Here is a 14,553-nt window from a genome sequence, read left to right as displayed (position 1 = left end):
GCAACTTGACACGTCGGGCAAATCAGCAGCATTATTCTATTATTCCGAAATCGTGCGGGCGCCCTTGGCTTGCGCGGTGTCATCACCCGCGCAAGCGCATGGGGTGATGAGTATTCCAGAGACCGCAGCGCTTGAGCCGAAGGGTCGCGGCGTCAGACCATTCCAGCCAAACATCGCTGTACTTCTAAGGCCGCAGCCGGCCGCCGCGTTCCGTGATCGCCTGCGCCAGTTCTGTGGCCGGGCCGCGTCTGGTCCGGCGGGCGGTGCGGACCACGAATTCGACGCTGCCGAGCGGCGGCAGGCCTGACGCCGACATCGCTTCGAGTCCATCCGGGATCAAGCCCTGTGCTTGCGGGGTGATGCCGAGACCGGCGAGCGCTGCGGCGCGCAGGCCGCTCAAGCTGCCGCTGGAGCAGACGATGCGCCAGGGCCGCCCGAACCGCTCCATCGCCTCCAGCACCACGCTGCGGCTGACGCTCGGCGGCGCGTAGAGGATCAGTGGCAGCGGCTCGCCGGGCTCGGGCCGCATGCCCGGCGCGGCGGTCCACACCAGGCGGTCCTGCCAAACCAGTTGCCCCAGCGCGTCGCCGGGCCGGCGCTTGCCGAGTACGAGATCGAGCTCGCCGGCGTCGAGCTGTTGGTACAGCACGGCGCTGAGGCCGATCGTCAGCTCGAGATCGACCTGCGGATGGCGCCGGACGAAATCGCGCAGCAAATCGGGCAGGCGCGAACTGGCAAAATCCTCCGCGGCGCCGAACCGGACCTTGCCGCGCACCTGCGACCCCGCGAAGTAATCGCGGGCGCGCGCATTGGCCTCCAGGATCGGGCGCGCAAAGCCCGTCATCGCTTCACCGTCGGCGGTGAGCACCACCGAATGGGTGTCGCGCACGAACAGGCGGCGCCCGGCGGCGGCCTCGAGCTTGCGGATGTGCTGGCTCACGGTCGATTGCTTCAGGCCGAGGCGGCGGCCGGCCTCGGTGAAATTCTGGGTCTGTACCACCGTGAGGAAGGTTTCGAGCTGGGTCGGGTCGAGCATGGCGGCGATCCGTCATTACGTAACGCAATGACAATAACACCGGTAAGCGCGGTTCACAATCGGCACGGGGATGCGCACCTTCCAGTCGAGGAAGGAAGCCACCATGACCATCAGCCGCCTGCGCTCATTTGTGCCTGTCGACCCCTACATCGCCGCCATCGTCGGTATGGTCGGCCTTGCCACATTGCTGCCGCTGCACGGGCAGGGCACCGTGATCGGCGGCTATGCCACGGATGCGGCGATCGCGCTGCTGTTCTTCCTGCACGGCGCCCGGCTGTCGACCACGGAGGCGCTGGTCGGCGCCCGGCACTGGCGCCTGCACCTCGTGATCTTCCTGTCGACGTTTGCCCTGTTCCCGCTGCTCGGGCTCGCAGCGCATGCGCTGGCGCCGCATCTGCTGACGCCGGCGCTGTGGGCGGGCGTGATCCTGATCTGCATTCTGCCGTCGACGGTGCAGTCGTCGGTCGCCTTCACCTCGATTGCGCGCGGCAATGTGTCGGCGGCGCTGTGCTCGGCGACCGCCTCCAACCTGCTCGGCATCGTCGCCACGCCGCTGCTGGCCGGCGTGCTGCTCTCCAGCCATGGCGGGTTCTCGGGCAATGCCGCGCTCGACATCGTCGTGCAACTGCTGCTGCCGTTCGTGGCGGGGCAATTGTCGCGGCCGCTGATCGGCCGCTGGGTTGCCAGGCACCATGCAATGCTTGGTCTGGTCGACCGCGGTTCGATCCTCTTGATCGTCTACACCGCGTTCAGCGATGGCGTCAGCCACGGCATCTGGCACCAGGTCAACGCAAGCCAGATGGCGATCGTGCTCGGCCTCGATGCGCTGCTGCTGGCGATCGTGCTGCTGGTCACCAATTTCGGCAGCCGGCTGCTCGGCTTCTCCCGCGCCGACCGCATCGCCATCATGTTCTGCGGCTCGAAGAAGAGTCTGGCGAGCGGATTGCCGATGGCGAGCGTGCTGCTCGCCGGGCAATCGGTCGGCCTGATCGTGCTGCCGCTGATGCTGTTTCATCAGATCCAGCTGATGACTTGCGCCGCGCTGGCGCGCCGGTATGCGGGCGGCGAGGAAGGGGCATCACGTGATGCGGTTCCTGCGCTTGTCGATGCGCACTGAGTGGAGGCATTTGCCTCCGCTGTCGTCCCCCGGCTTGACCGGGGGACCCAGTACGCCGCGGCCTCTCCGTGACTGACTGATGTCTCTGGAATACTGGATCGCCCGGTCAAGCCGGGCGATGACACCGCGAGTTGGGTGAGTGATCGTGTCTAACGCAAAGCCTCACGCCACGCGCAGACCCTTCGCGATTTCCTTCTGCGCGTCGAACTCACGGCGCAGGCGCGCCAGCTCCTCGGCGCTCAGCGCATCGGCATTGCTGTAATCGCGCTTCCACGACGCGTCCTCGCTCCAGCGTAGCGGCGATTGCACGGTGGTCTGCGGACCGGGAGCTTGCTCAAGCACACGCAGCGCCAACTCCAGCGTGAACGCCTGCGAGGCCTCGTCATGCGGCTTGCCGGCGGAGTTGCCGAGCGGGAAATCGGAGAACATGAAGCGCGGCACCGCGGCGTGCTCGACGATATCCTTGGCGCAGCCCATCACGACGGTGGGGATGTCGTTGGCCTCGAGATGCCGCGCCACCAGGCTGACGGTCTGGTGGCAGACCGGGCAGTTCGGCACCAGCACCGCAGCGTCGACCTTGTCGTCGCGGCAGCGCTTGAGGATTTCGGGCGCATCGGTCTCGATGGTGACGCGGTGGCTGCGGTTGGTCGGGGCGCCGAAGAAGCGCGGCGCGACCTCGCCGATCTTGCCGGCCGCGGCGAGGTGCCTGAGTTGCGCCAGCGGGAACCAGGTCCCGCTGTCGGTCGCCGTGGTGTGGGTGCGGTCATAGGCGATGTGCGAAATCCGCAGATCGTGTGGCTGCGACGTGTCGCCGTCATAGACCGAATAGAATTTTGCCCCGCCATTGTATTTTGCGCCGGGACCCTGGTCGCCCCTGGCGGGATCGAACGGCGCCGCGGTCGTGATGATGGCGACGCGGGACTGGTTCAGCGGCTTCCTCAGCGGCTGGAACGGGGCGGAGGTGTAGTGCGCCCAGCGGTAGGGGGTGGTGTAGCCGATCGCCGCGTAATAATCGCGGGTCCGCTTCATGTAGCCGATCGGGGCGTCGTCGTCGGGGGCAAAGCCTGTTTGATCATCTGAGGCTGCGGCCATTTTGCGCTCCCTTTTGCGCGCCATCATTTCAGTCCATAGCTAGACCACGAGCCTGCGGTGTCAAGCCGCGCCGCGCGGGAACAGATTTGCGATGCGAACAGGTCTTTGCGCCGCATGGGTCATGCTTCTGGTGCTGGTGTTGCCGGCCGGTGCGGAGGACGCGCCTGCCGCACCTCCGCCGACGTCGCCAAGCCCCGAGCAGCCCGCAACGCCGCCCGGCGACAAGCCCGCCGAGAAACCCGTGGCCGCGCCGGCGGAGCAGCCTGCGCCACCGCCGGGAGAGCAGGCCACACCATCAGCCGGGAAACCTGCCGCACCTCAGCCAGACACGCCCGCGGCACCTGCCGAGAAGCCCGCGGCGGCAACCGACAAGCCCGCGGACGACGCGCGCGAGAGCGACACCCGCGAGGCGATGTGCCTGATGATCGAGTCGGCTGCGCGGGCGAACGACCTGCCACTCGAATTCTTCGCGCGCGTGATCTGGCAGGAGAGCCGTTTCCAGGCCGACGCGGTTGGTCCCGTGACCCGGAGCGGCCAGCGTGCGCAGGGCATCGCGCAGTTCATGCCGGGCACCGCGAACGAGCGCGGGCTGCTCGATCCGCTCGATCCGGTGCAGGCGCTGCCGAAGTCGGCTGAATTCCTCAGCGAGCTGCGCAACCAGTTCGGCAATCTCGGCCTCGCGGCGGCCGCCTACAATGCCGGCCCGCGCCGAATCCAGGACTGGCTCGCCGGCTCCGGCTACATGCCGCAGGAGACGCGCAACTACGTCTCGGCGATCACCGGCTCCAGCGTCGACGACTGGGCCGCCGCCGGCCGCAACGGCAAGATGCCGGCGCGTGCGCCGACCACGAGCTGCCGTGAGCTGATGGCATTGTTGAAGCGCGCGCCCAATCCGTTCGTGGCCGGGCTCGAACAGCACATCACGCTGTCGGCCGCCAAGCTATGGGGCGTGCAGCTCGCCGCGGGCTTCAGCCGCGACAAGGCGCTTGCGATGTATGCCCGTGCCATCAAGCGGCTGTCGAGCGTGATCGGCGACCAGGATCCGAGCCTGCTCGGCTCGCGGCTGCGCAGCCGCGGCAGCGCGATGTTCTACCAGGTGCGTATCGGCGCCGACACGCGCCCCGAGGCCGACGGTCTGTGCAACCGCATCCGCAAGGCGGGCGGGGCGTGCTTCGTGCTGAAGAACAGGGCGTGATTGTAGCTTCCGTAGCCCGGATGAAGCGCCAGCGAAATCCGGGGCCGCTCTTGCAATGGGTGAGAGCTGTCCCGGATTGCGCTGCGCTTCATCCGGGCTACCGTGGCGCGAACCCGCCGTGCGCCGTCCATTGCTTGACCCTGCGTTGTCTGCGCCCTAAGCCGCCGACATTGCAAGACCATCCGGCTTCCCGTGGCGCTTCCTCCGCTCGATTCTCCGCAATGGCAGACCTCGTTCCGCGCCTTCCTGTGGGGCGCGCGGTCGATCGGCGCCACCGTGCTGACGCTGGTGCTGTTCGCGACCTATCTCGGCATCGGCGCGCTGGCGCATGATTCCGGCTTCTCGCTGGGCTGGACCCTGGCGAGCACGGCGTTCGTCTGGGCTGGCCCCGCGCAGATCATCGTGATCACGACGCTCGGCTCCGGCGCCACCGTGCTGCAATCCGCGATAGCGGTCACCGTCAGCGCGATCAGGCTGTTTCCGATGGTGGTGTCGGTGTTGCCGATGATGCGCACGGAGGACACCAAGCGCCGGCATCTGATCCTGGTTGCGCATCTGACAGCCGTGACGCTGTGGGTCGAATGCTTCCGCTTCCTGCCGCAGGTCCCGCGCAACCGGCGGATCGCCTTCATTCATGGGCTCGGCTGCGGCCTTGTGTCGGTCTGCCTGATTGCGAACACGATCGGCTACACGCTCGCGGCTAACCTCACGCCGCTCTTGGCCGCCGGCATGCTGATGCTGACGCCGCTCGCCTTCCTGTTCTCCACTGCGCGCAACTGCCGCGAACTCGCCGACGTCATCGCGCTGGTGCTTGGGCTATTGCTGTTCCCGCTGGCGGCGATGCTGAACAGCGGCGTCGACATCCTGGTCAGCGGCGTCGTGGCGGGAACCATCGCCTATGGCGTCCACCGGGCAAGGGCAGGCATCGTGAGGGTGCGCGCATGAGCACCTTCATCGGCGACTGGCACGCGCTCGCGATCCTGTTCGTGGCCGGCGTCATCCCCAACCAGATCTGGCGCATGCTCGGCCTGTGGTTCGGCGGCGGCATCGACGAGAACTCCGAGCTGCTGGTCTGGGTGAGGGCGGTCGCCACCGCGATCCTCGCCGGGATCATCGCGCAGATCGTGGTGCAGCCACCGGGCGCGCTCGCCAGCGTGCCGGACTGGCTGCGCTACGGCGCCGTTGACGCAGGCTTCGTGGCGTTCATGCTGGCGAGGAAATCGATCTTCGCCGGCGTGATTGTGGGCGAAATCGTCATGTTGTCAGGCAAATACTGGCTCGGCTGATTGCGGCGACCGCATTATCCGTTACTCTCGTTCTCCAAGAAAACAATAATGGGGAACGTCATGCAGCGGCGCGCATCATCGGCCTTCATCGTGGCTCTGACTGCCTTGCTGACAGCAGCGCTGCCTGCGCGTGCCGCGGATTATCCGACGCGTCCGATCAAGCTCGTGGTGCCCTACGCCGCGGGCGGCCCGACCGACGTGCTCGGCCGCATCGTCGGCGAATATCTCGGGCGCGATTTCAAACAGGTGGTCGTGGTCGAGAACAAGGCGGGCGCGCAGGGCGCGATCGGGGCCGAGGTGGTGGCGCGCTCCGATCCCGACGGCTACACGCTGTTCGTGACGGCGGCCTCGATCTTCGTGCTCAATCCGCTGCTCTACAAGAAGCTACCCTACGATCCCGCCAGGGATTTCCGCCTGCTGTCCGTGATCACGGATGCGCCGATGATCATGGAGGTGCATCCGTCCGTCCCGGCAAAGACGATCGCGGAGTTCGTCGCCTACGCCAAGAAGAATCCCGGCAAACTCAATTTCGGATCGGCCGGTACCGGCGGCACCGTTCACCTCGCCGGCGAGATGTTCAAGCAGATGGCCGGCGTCGAGATGACCCACGTGCCCTACAAGGGCGCCGGACCCGCGCTGACCGACCTCCTGTCGGGCAACATCCAGCTGATGTTCGACACGCTCGGCACCGCGCTGCCGCCGGTCAAGTCCGGCATGCTGCGCGCGCTCGCCGTCACCTCGACCGAGCGCATCCCCGACTTGCCCGATCTGCCGACGATTGCCGAGAGCGGCTACCCCGATTATGCGGTCAGCGTCTGGTATGGTATTGCAGCGCCGTCGAAAGTACCTGACGACATCGTGGGCAAGATCAAGGCGAGCCTCGACCGGGCCTTGAACGACGAGGCGTTTCGCGCTTCGCTGGTCAGGATCGGTTTTCCGCCGCTGCGCGTAAAGAGCCAGGCCGAGATCGACAAATTCGTGGACGCCGATCGCGCGCGGTGGGCGGGCGTGGTCAAGGCGCTGAACATATCGTTGGACTGACACATGGTACGTGAAATGGAATTGCGCCAGGGCGAGGTCGCCGTCGACATGCCGACGGCACGCGACGCCGGGCTCGTCTTCATCGGCCGTATCCGCACACCCTGGACCTCGCGGCTGGCGACGCCGCGGCAGGGGCGGCATGACGGTCCGGTGTGCCGGCTCGAGATCTTCGAGCCCTGGGTCGCCGCGATCAAGGGCGTCGATTTCTATTCGAACCTCGAAGTGCTGTACTGGCTGCACCAGTCGCGCCGCGACATCGTGCTGCAAAGCCCGAAGAACAACGGCAACACCCGCGGCACCTTCTCGCTGCGCTCGCCGGTGCGCCCCAATCCGATCGGGACCTCGATCGTGAAACTGGTCGGCGTCGAGGGCAACGTCATCCTGGTGCGCGGCCTCGACTGCCTCGACGAGACGCCGCTGATCGACGTCAAGCCCGACCGTTGCGAGTTCACCCCGCTGGCCCCGCCACAGGCCGGGGATTTCGAGACGGAGTAAGATTTGTAGCCCGGATGAGCGCAGCGATATCCGGGAAGAACGGCGAGACGGGCCCCGGATGTCGCTTCGCTCATCCGGGCTACGTGGCGGGATGCGCGGCGCGGTTACTTCAACGCCGCGATCAGCTTCGTCGCATTCGCCTCCAGCACCTTGCCGTCTTCCTTGTGGCTGGCGGGCGGCAACAGCGCGACGCCGTCCTTGCGCGGCATCACGTGCATGTGCAGGTGGAACACGACCTGGCCGCCGGCGGGCTCGTTGAATTGCTGCACGGTGATGCCGTCGGCCTCGAACGCCTTCATCGCGGCGGCGGCGATCTTGTGGGCGGCGCGTGCAACGTGGGCGTAGTCGTCGGGCGTGATGTCGAGGATGTTGCGGGCAGGGGCCTTCGGGATGACAAGCGTATGCCCGGGCGAGCGCGGCATGATGTCGAGGAAGGCGAGCACGTGCTCGTTCTCGTAAACCTTGTAGGAGGGAAACTCGCCGCGCAGGATTTTTGCGAAGGGGTTGTTGATGTCATAGGCGGCGGGCATGGCGGCGGCTCCTCGGATTTTGTAGCGCTAATGTCTAGGTCGCGGTCCAAACGTCAAGCGTCGTCGTCGGCCGTCTTGCGGAACGGACCGGCCTCGGCCAGCTCGCGGCCGACCTCGGCGACATAATCGCGCTCGCGCTTGAGGTAATCGGCGATCGCCCGGCGCAATCCGGGATCGGCGATGAAATGCGCCGAATAGGTGGTCTGCGGCAGGTAACCGCGCGCCAGCTTGTGCTCGCCCTGCGCGCCGGCTTCGACCACCTTGAGCCCGCGCTGAACCGCGAAATCGATCGCCTGATAGTAGCAGACTTCGAAATGCAGGAACGGGTGGTGCTCGATCGCGCCCCAGTTGCGGCCGAACAGCGTATCCGAGCCGATGAAGTTGATCGCACCTGCGATCCAGCGGCCGTTGCGCTTGGCCATGACCAGCAGCACGTCCCGGCTCATGCTCTCGCCGATCAGCGAGAAGAATTCTCGGGTGAGATACGGCCGGCCCCATTTGCGCGAGCCGGTCTCCATGTAGAACTCGAAGAACGCGTCCCAGGCGTCCTCGGTAATATCCGAGCCGGTCAGCCAGTGGATGGTGATCCCGGCGGTAACCGCCTCACGGCGTTCGCGCTTGATGCCCTTGCGGTGACGCGAGTTCAGCGATCCCAGGAAATCGTCGAAGCTCTTGTAGCCTTGATTGTGCCAGTGGAACTGCTGGTCGGTTCGCTGCAGGAAGCCGTGTGCGCCGAGGAATTTTGCCTCGTCCTCGCGGGCAAAGGTGACGTGCACGGAGGAGGCTTCAGTGGCGCTGCAGAGCGCCCGCAGGCCCCGCGCCAGCGCCGAGCCGATCGCCTCGCGGTCGACACCATCGCGGATTAACAGCCGTGGCCCGGTGGCGGGCGTGAACGGGACGGAGACCTGCAGCTTCGGATAGTAGCTGCCGCCGGCGCGGTGATAGGCCTCGGCCCAGCCGCGGTCGAACACGTATTCGCCCTGCGAGTGCGATTTCAGATAACAGGGCACGACGCCGACGATCCGGCCATCGAGCTTTGCGATCAGATGCCGGGGGCCCCAGCCGGTTCGCAGGCAGGCCGAATTGGAGGCTTCCGCCGCGGCGAAAAAGGCGTGGGAAACGAAGGGGTTATAGCTCGAACTTGCAACCGTCTGGCAATCGCTTGCGGAGCCGGGCGAGGCCAGCGTGTCGAGGTGATGAATGCTGTCCGCATCCGCCATCGGATTGGCGCAGGCGTCCCATTCGGCGGCCGGAATGCCGCCGATGTCAGCCACAGCCTCTAGGGTGATTTCAGACGACGCCATCGAGAGTGAAGACCGGTGCCTCTTTTGAGCATGATCTTTCCGGAACAGCTGGCTCCACTTCCGGATCATGCTCCGCATTCCGCCATCGCCGATGACGACCAACTCCCGACAAGATCGTGCGTCGCAGCGACGAGTTCAAGACTGCCGACGACATGTCAGGTTCCCGGCACAAATCCCTCAAAGATCATCTGGTCGGCGTAGCGGGTCGCGCGCTCGCGCTGTTCCGCCGTCCGCACGGTCCAGGCCAGCAGCGGGCAGCCGAACACATTGCGGGCGATCCAGGGCGCCGGCGCCGGCAGCTGGTTGACCCAGAAGGCCACGAAATGCGGCTCGGTCTTGAAGCCGTGGCGCAGGTACAGCATGCCGTCGCGCTGGGCCGGCGTCAGCTTGGTCCAGGAACTGTCGTCATAGGTGCGCTGGGCGGTGATGCCGCGCGGCAGGTTCGGCATGGTCTCGCGCAGTGCCAGCACCTGGTCGGGGTCGAACGACATGCCGACGACAGGGCCGGAATAGGACGACAGCACCTCGGCCATCCGCCGAACCAGCTTGCGGTCGCCGTCGAAATGGCTCTTCACCTCGACCAACAGCGGGACGCGGCCGGCGACCAGCGCGCAGAGATCGCCGAGTGTCATCATCTGCTCGGAGGTGCCCTTGAACGTCACCGCCTTCAGCTCGGCTGCGGTCTTGGTCGACAGCAGGCCGGAACCCTCGGTGAGGCGGCCGAGCGCATCGTCGTGATGCACCATCGCCTCGCCATCGGCGGTGAGCTGGATATCGCACTCGATCGCGAAATTGCCGGCGACCGCCGCGTTGGCCGCGGCCGGCATGTTCTCGATGACGCCGCGTGCGACATCGTGCAGGCCGCGATGGGCGACCGGCCGCTTCGTCAGCCAATCAGGGGCGCGCATCGATCAGGCGACTTCGAACACGCCTTCGACCTCGACCGCGGCGTCGGCGGGCAGCGAGGCGACGCCGACGGTGGTGCGGGCATGGCGGCCCTTGTCGCCGAACGCCGCGACCATCAGGTCGGAAGCGCCGTTCAGCACCTTCGGTCCGTCGAAGAAGTCCGGCGCCGAGTTGATGAAGCCGCCGAGCCGCACCACGCGCACGACCTTGTCGAGATCGCCGAGCGCGGCCTTGACCTGGGCCAAGAGGTTGATCGCGCAGCCCTGCGCCGCGGCGACGCCTTGCTCGAGCGTGACGCCGGCGCCGAGCTTGCCCTTGGCGATCAGCTTGCCTTCGGCGTTGAAACAGACCTGGCCCGAGACGAACAACAGGTTTCCGCTGCGGACGAAGGGGACATAGTTCGCGACCGGGGAGGTCGGCTCCGGAAGTGTGATGCCCTGTGACGCCAGTTTCTGTTCGACGGTACCCGCCATTTTTGTTCCCCAATTGGATTTGCACGAAGCCTGAAACGCGGTCAGGGCCAAGTTTGTTTCGATTGTTTCGCGCATCGTGCCGCCGGTTGCAAGCGACGGTAAGGTGGGGGCGGCGCGGCCGTGACGTACGGAATCGTACGGAGAACTGCCAAAAATGACGGCAAACTCGCTCCTTACATTGCTATTTGTCAGAGTTGCCCCAGTTGCGGCGCAATACCACCGTCACTATTGTGGCGAATCCCTGCCTCCTCGAGGAAAAACCATGACCTTGCCGTTTCGGAATCCGTCGCGTGCCCTGGTGCTCACGATCGCCGTTGCGGCAGGAACCGGTCTGGTTCATGGGGCGGCTGCTGCGGCCGGCGGGCCGTTTCTGGCGCATCAGGCGCTGTACGATCTGAGCCTCGTGAAATCGCGCGGCTCCAATTCGGTCAGCGATGCGCGCGGGCGCATCCTGTACAATTTCTCCGGCAGCTCCTGCGAAGGCTACACCTCCGAATTCCGCCAGGTGTCCGAGCTCGACAGCGGCGAGGGCAAAGTCACGCTGTCCGATCTGCGCTCCACGTCCTGGGAGGACGCGTCCGGCAAGAGCTACCGCTTCAAGATCGATACGCGGATGAACGACAGTGACTCGTCGCCGGTCGACGGTATCGCCGAGCGCGTGGGCGATCATATCACCGTGAAGCTGACCCAGCCGGTGAAGAAGACGTTCAATCTCGACGGCAAGATCGTGTTCCCGACCGAGCAGATCCAGCACATCATCGCCGCCGCCCGCGACGGCAAATCGGTGCTCGAACAGACCGTCTATGACGGCTCCGACAATGGCGAGAAGGTCTACAACACGCTGACCGTGATCGGCCGGCCGATCGCAGGCGACCGCGCGCCGTCATCGCCCGATCCGTCGACCGCGAGCGACGCGATGAAAACCATGACCCGCTGGCCGGTGACGGTGAGCTATTACGACAGCGACGCGCGGGCCAAGGATGGCGAGCAGACGCCGGTCTACGCGATGTCGTTCGAACTCTATGAGAACGGCGTCTCCCGCGCGCTGGTACTGGACTACAACGACTTCGTGATCTCAGGTGCGCTGGACAAATTCGACGTCAGGGATTCCAAGCCCTGCAAGTGACCGGTAAGTGATCGGCTCGCTATCGCCACCCATTCGGCGTCGTCCCGGGCAAGCGAAACGCGACCCGGGACCCATCTTCGGTGGTGATGGGTCCCGGCCTTCGCCGGGACGACGGCGGAGCAAGCGTGAGCACTCCGCGAGACCGCTCTGGCCGGAACCATCAGACACGAGTACGCTTCCCAAAACGCGCGTGTCAGGGAGGCACATCATGAGCAAGCTCGATCATCTTCGCCCCAGCGGCCTGCATCACAATCCGGCTTACTCCCACGTCGTCGTCGCCTCGGGCGCACGCACGATCTACATTTCCGGACAGGTTTCCACCGACGAGGAGGGCCGGGTGGTCGGCGCCGGCGATCTCGCCGCGCAGACGACGCAGGTGATGCAAAACCTCGGCATGGCGTTGAAAGCAGCCGGCGCGAGCTATTCCAACATCGTCAAGATCACGACCTTCGTCGTCGGCTACAGACCGGAGCTCCGCCCGATCATCGGCAAGGCGCGCTCGGCGTTCTTCGAGGGCATGGAGCCGCCGGCCTCCACGCTCGTCGGCGTCACCGCGCTCGCGGCGCCGGAATGGCTGATCGAGATCGAGGCGGTGGCCGTCGCCGATTGATAGGCAGCCCTCTCTGTCATTGCGAGGAGCTCGCGACAAAATTGCAAAGCAATTTTGCGCTGAAGCGACGAAGCAATCCATCGCTCCGCATATGCTGAAGCATGGATTGCTTCGCTTCGCTCGCAATGACGGCCGGTGAGACTGAGTAGCTTCTACTCCTCCGCGCTCTTTCCCGGCCCCTCATAGGCAATGCCGCGGATCACGGCGGCGTTGCCGAACTTCTTGCGCAGATTGTCGATCGCGCGTTCGGCGTGCGCCGAGCGGCGGTCGAGCATGTCGGAGTCGTTGGCCTGCGCGCCCGGGCGCAGCGCGCTGACGCCGGCGCCCATCAGGCGGAAGGCGGTGCCGTCGATCTCCTTCAGCAGCATCTCGCGCGTCACCGCAAAGATCTTTGCGGCCAATTGGGTCGGCGTCTGGATCGATTGCGAGCGCGTGCGCTGGCGGAAGTCGGCGGTCTTCAGCTTCAGCGTGATGGTGCAGCCCGAGAGGTCGCTGCTCTTCAGCCGCGCCGAGGTCTTCTCCGACAGCTTCCAGAGCAGCTTTTCCAGGATTGCAAAATCGCGGATGTCGGTCTCGAAGGTGGTCTCGCTCGAGATCGTCTTGGCGCCGCGATCGGGCACCACCGTGCGGTCGTCGATGCCGCGCGCCAGCCGCCACAGCCTGCGGCCTTCGCTCGCGAACTGCTTCATCAGCTCATTCTCGTCGGCGCGCTGCAGGTCGGCGATGACGCGGAAGCCGCGCTGCACGAGTTTCTCCTGGGTCGCAGGGCCGACGCCGTAGATGAAGCCGACCGGTTTGCTCGCCAGCATCTCGCGCGCTTCGTCCTGGTCGAGCGTGGCGAAGCCCCTGGGCTTGTCGAGATCGGAGGCAATCTTGGCGAGGAACTTGTTGCAGGACAGCCCGACCGACACCGTGATGCCGATATCGCGCTCGACGTCGCGGGCGAATTTGGCGAGCACCTTGGCCGGGATCATGCCGTGGACGCGCTGCGTGCCGGAGAGATCGAGGAAGGCTTCGTCGATCGACAGCGGCTCGACCAGCGGCGTCAGCGCCTGCATGGCCTGGCGCACCTCGCGCCCGACCCGGACATATTTCGCCATGTCGGGCGGGATCACGGTGGCGTCGGGGCAGAGTTCCAGCGCCTTGAACATCGGCATCGCCGAGCGGACGCCGTAGGTGCGGGCGATGTAGCAGGCGGCCGATACCACGCCGCGCTTGCCACCGCCGATGATGACGGGGCGGTCGGCGATCTCAGGATTGTCGCGCTTCTCGACGGTGGCGTAGAACGCGTCGCAGTCGATATGCGCCAGCGCCAGCGCGGGCAGGGTGCGATGACGGACCAGCCGCGGCGAACCGCAATGGCTGCATCGCTTCACCTTGATATCGAGATCGCCGAGGCAGTCTCGGCAGAAACTGAGGGGGCAGTCGGGAGCTGGCGCTGCCGTCGTCACGGCACGTCGCGCTCCCATTTCGGGTCGCCCAGCACCTGGTGGGCGGCAGCGATGTTGGTCGGGTGCAGTTCGGAGGCTGCGGCGAATGCCTTCACGGTGGCATCGTCGCGCATCACGAAATCGAGCACGCTCGCAAGAAATTGAGGATTGGACGCGGCGTTCCGCAGCGTCTCCGGACCGATTCCGGTTTCGGCCAGGAACAAGCCCAGCCGCTCGGGATCGCCGGCAATGAAGCCGAGCGCCTGAATCGCAACGATTTCAGCGGCTTCCCGGGGGTTGTGAACAGGCTTTTTCAACGCGCCGGTTTGCCTTTCCGTTAACTTATGGTCTCTATTGAGAGGCCCATCATGCCCGAGTCTTCCGTGTGTGTTCAAGCAACCGAAACCACGCTGCGGAAGTTGGACCACGGGTTAACGGGTTAGAGCGATTCTGGCGCTAGTTTGAATTCACATTTTCGACGCGCTCCGCGCGCGGTGCGTGAGGTGCCGCAGCCGGGCCTGTTTCCTAAGTCTGGGAGGGACGGGATGGCCAAAACCGTCCTGATCGTGGAGGACAACGAGCTCAATATGAAGCTCTTTCGCGATCTGTTGGAAGCGCATGGCTATCAGACTTCGGGCACCAGCAATGGCTTCGAAGCGCTCGATCTCGTCCGCAAGCTGCGCCCCGACCTCATCCTGATGGATATTCAGCTGCCCCAGGTTTCCGGCCTCGAGGTCACGCGCTGGATCAAGGACGATCCCGATCTGCGCACGATTCCGGTGGTCGCGGTCACCGCCTTCGCCATGAAGGGCGACGAAGAACGCATCCGCGAGGGCGGCTGCGAAGCCTATTTGTCCAAGCCGATCTCGGTCGGCAAATTTATTGAGACTGTCCGACGCTTTATCGGATAGG

General features: G+C 65.6%; 17 protein-coding genes. 9 read left to right on the top strand and 8 right to left on the bottom strand.

What is annotated here, in order from left to right; genetic code table 11:
* Nucleotides 1-184: 184 nt before the first annotated feature.
* Nucleotides 185-1,036, bottom strand: a complete 852-nt coding sequence (locus ACVIGB_RS10745; protein WP_456722699.1) for a LysR substrate-binding domain-containing protein — start codon at nucleotides 1,034-1,036, stop codon at nucleotides 185-187.
* Nucleotides 1,037-1,139: 103 nt separating this feature from the next.
* Here ACVIGB_RS10745 and ACVIGB_RS10740 point away from each other — a divergent pair, with 103 nt between their 5' ends.
* Entirely contained in the window at nucleotides 1,140-2,153 is a 1,014-nt protein-coding gene (locus ACVIGB_RS10740) for a bile acid:sodium symporter family protein (protein WP_456722700.1), read from the top strand.
* Between the two features lie 162 nt (nucleotides 2,154-2,315).
* Here the strand turns inward: ACVIGB_RS10740 and ACVIGB_RS10735 are convergent, their stop codons facing one another.
* Complete coding sequence (locus ACVIGB_RS10735; RefSeq protein WP_456722701.1) at nucleotides 2,316-3,245, bottom strand: glycine/sarcosine/betaine reductase selenoprotein B family protein; 930 nt, start codon at nucleotides 3,243-3,245, stop codon at nucleotides 2,316-2,318.
* Nucleotides 3,246-3,336: 91 nt separating this feature from the next.
* On the opposite strand from ACVIGB_RS10735, the gene ACVIGB_RS10730 reads away from it, so the two are divergent.
* The 5 genes from ACVIGB_RS10730 (at nucleotide 3,337) to tsaA (ending at nucleotide 7,262) form a co-directional block, all read left to right on the top strand.
* Entirely contained in the window at nucleotides 3,337-4,440 is a 1,104-nt protein-coding gene (locus tag ACVIGB_RS10730) for a transglycosylase SLT domain-containing protein (protein ID WP_456722702.1), read from the top strand.
* Nucleotides 4,441-4,632: 192 nt separating this feature from the next.
* Entirely contained in the window at nucleotides 4,633-5,385 is a 753-nt protein-coding gene (locus ACVIGB_RS10725) for an AzlC family ABC transporter permease (RefSeq protein WP_456722703.1), read from the top strand.
* The gene (locus ACVIGB_RS10720; protein WP_456722704.1) at nucleotides 5,382-5,726 is read left to right on the top strand and encodes an AzlD domain-containing protein; all 345 of its coding nucleotides are present in this window, start codon (nucleotides 5,382-5,384) and stop codon (nucleotides 5,724-5,726) included. The genes ACVIGB_RS10725 and ACVIGB_RS10720 overlap by 4 nt, the downstream gene beginning before the upstream one ends.
* A gap of 60 nt (nucleotides 5,727-5,786) precedes the next feature.
* Entirely contained in the window at nucleotides 5,787-6,767 is a 981-nt protein-coding gene (locus tag ACVIGB_RS10715; RefSeq protein WP_456722705.1) for a Bug family tripartite tricarboxylate transporter substrate binding protein, read from the top strand.
* Nucleotides 6,768-6,770: 3 nt separating this feature from the next.
* Nucleotides 6,771-7,262, top strand: coding sequence for a tRNA (N6-threonylcarbamoyladenosine(37)-N6)-methyltransferase TrmO (tsaA, locus tag ACVIGB_RS10710; RefSeq protein WP_074128941.1), 492 nt, complete (start codon nucleotides 6,771-6,773; stop codon nucleotides 7,260-7,262).
* A 104-nt stretch (nucleotides 7,263-7,366) separates the two neighbouring features.
* Here tsaA and ACVIGB_RS10705 read toward each other — a convergent pair whose 3' ends face one another.
* The 4 genes from ACVIGB_RS10705 to ACVIGB_RS10690 all read right to left on the bottom strand — a co-directional run bounded on the left by ACVIGB_RS10705 (nucleotide 7,367) and on the right by ACVIGB_RS10690 (nucleotide 10,475).
* Entirely contained in the window at nucleotides 7,367-7,792 is a 426-nt protein-coding gene (locus tag ACVIGB_RS10705; protein ID WP_456722706.1) for an HIT domain-containing protein, read from the bottom strand.
* A 53-nt stretch (nucleotides 7,793-7,845) separates the two neighbouring features.
* Nucleotides 7,846-9,096 (bottom strand): GNAT family N-acetyltransferase, encoded by a 1,251-nt coding sequence (locus ACVIGB_RS10700; protein WP_456722707.1) that lies wholly within the window; start codon nucleotides 9,094-9,096, stop codon nucleotides 7,846-7,848.
* A gap of 155 nt (nucleotides 9,097-9,251) precedes the next feature.
* Complete coding sequence (locus ACVIGB_RS10695) at nucleotides 9,252-10,004, bottom strand: glycerophosphodiester phosphodiesterase (protein WP_456722708.1); 753 nt, start codon at nucleotides 10,002-10,004, stop codon at nucleotides 9,252-9,254.
* Nucleotides 10,005-10,007: 3 nt separating this feature from the next.
* Nucleotides 10,008-10,475 (bottom strand): RidA family protein, encoded by a 468-nt coding sequence (locus tag ACVIGB_RS10690; RefSeq protein ID WP_021078295.1) that lies wholly within the window; start codon nucleotides 10,473-10,475, stop codon nucleotides 10,008-10,010.
* A gap of 262 nt (nucleotides 10,476-10,737) precedes the next feature.
* Here ACVIGB_RS10690 and ACVIGB_RS10685 point away from each other — a divergent pair, with 262 nt between their 5' ends.
* Entirely contained in the window at nucleotides 10,738-11,601 is an 864-nt protein-coding gene (locus tag ACVIGB_RS10685) for a cell envelope integrity EipB family protein (protein ID WP_456722709.1), read from the top strand.
* A 208-nt stretch (nucleotides 11,602-11,809) separates the two neighbouring features.
* Nucleotides 11,810-12,211, top strand: coding sequence for a RidA family protein (locus tag ACVIGB_RS10680; protein ID WP_092114816.1), 402 nt, complete (start codon nucleotides 11,810-11,812; stop codon nucleotides 12,209-12,211).
* Between the two features lie 152 nt (nucleotides 12,212-12,363).
* Here the strand turns inward: ACVIGB_RS10680 and ACVIGB_RS10675 are convergent, their stop codons facing one another.
* The gene (locus ACVIGB_RS10675) at nucleotides 12,364-13,680 is read right to left on the bottom strand and encodes a DNA polymerase IV (RefSeq protein WP_456722710.1); all 1,317 of its coding nucleotides are present in this window, start codon (nucleotides 13,678-13,680) and stop codon (nucleotides 12,364-12,366) included.
* Nucleotides 13,659-13,958: a DUF3572 domain-containing protein gene (locus ACVIGB_RS10670; RefSeq protein ID WP_456725201.1), complete on the bottom strand. Its 300-nt coding sequence runs from the start codon at nucleotides 13,956-13,958 to the stop codon at nucleotides 13,659-13,661. The genes ACVIGB_RS10675 and ACVIGB_RS10670 overlap by 22 nt, the downstream gene beginning before the upstream one ends.
* 228 nt (nucleotides 13,959-14,186) lie before the next feature.
* On the opposite strand from ACVIGB_RS10670, the gene ACVIGB_RS10665 reads away from it, so the two are divergent.
* Nucleotides 14,187-14,552, top strand: coding sequence for a response regulator (locus ACVIGB_RS10665; protein ID WP_016845968.1), 366 nt, complete (start codon nucleotides 14,187-14,189; stop codon nucleotides 14,550-14,552).
* Nucleotide 14,553 lies beyond the last annotated feature (1 nt).

The organism is Bradyrhizobium sp. USDA 4341, assembly GCF_054063755.1.
The sequence above is the reverse complement of the archived record's forward strand: the minus strand, read 5'-3'. Positions and strand labels throughout refer to the sequence as shown.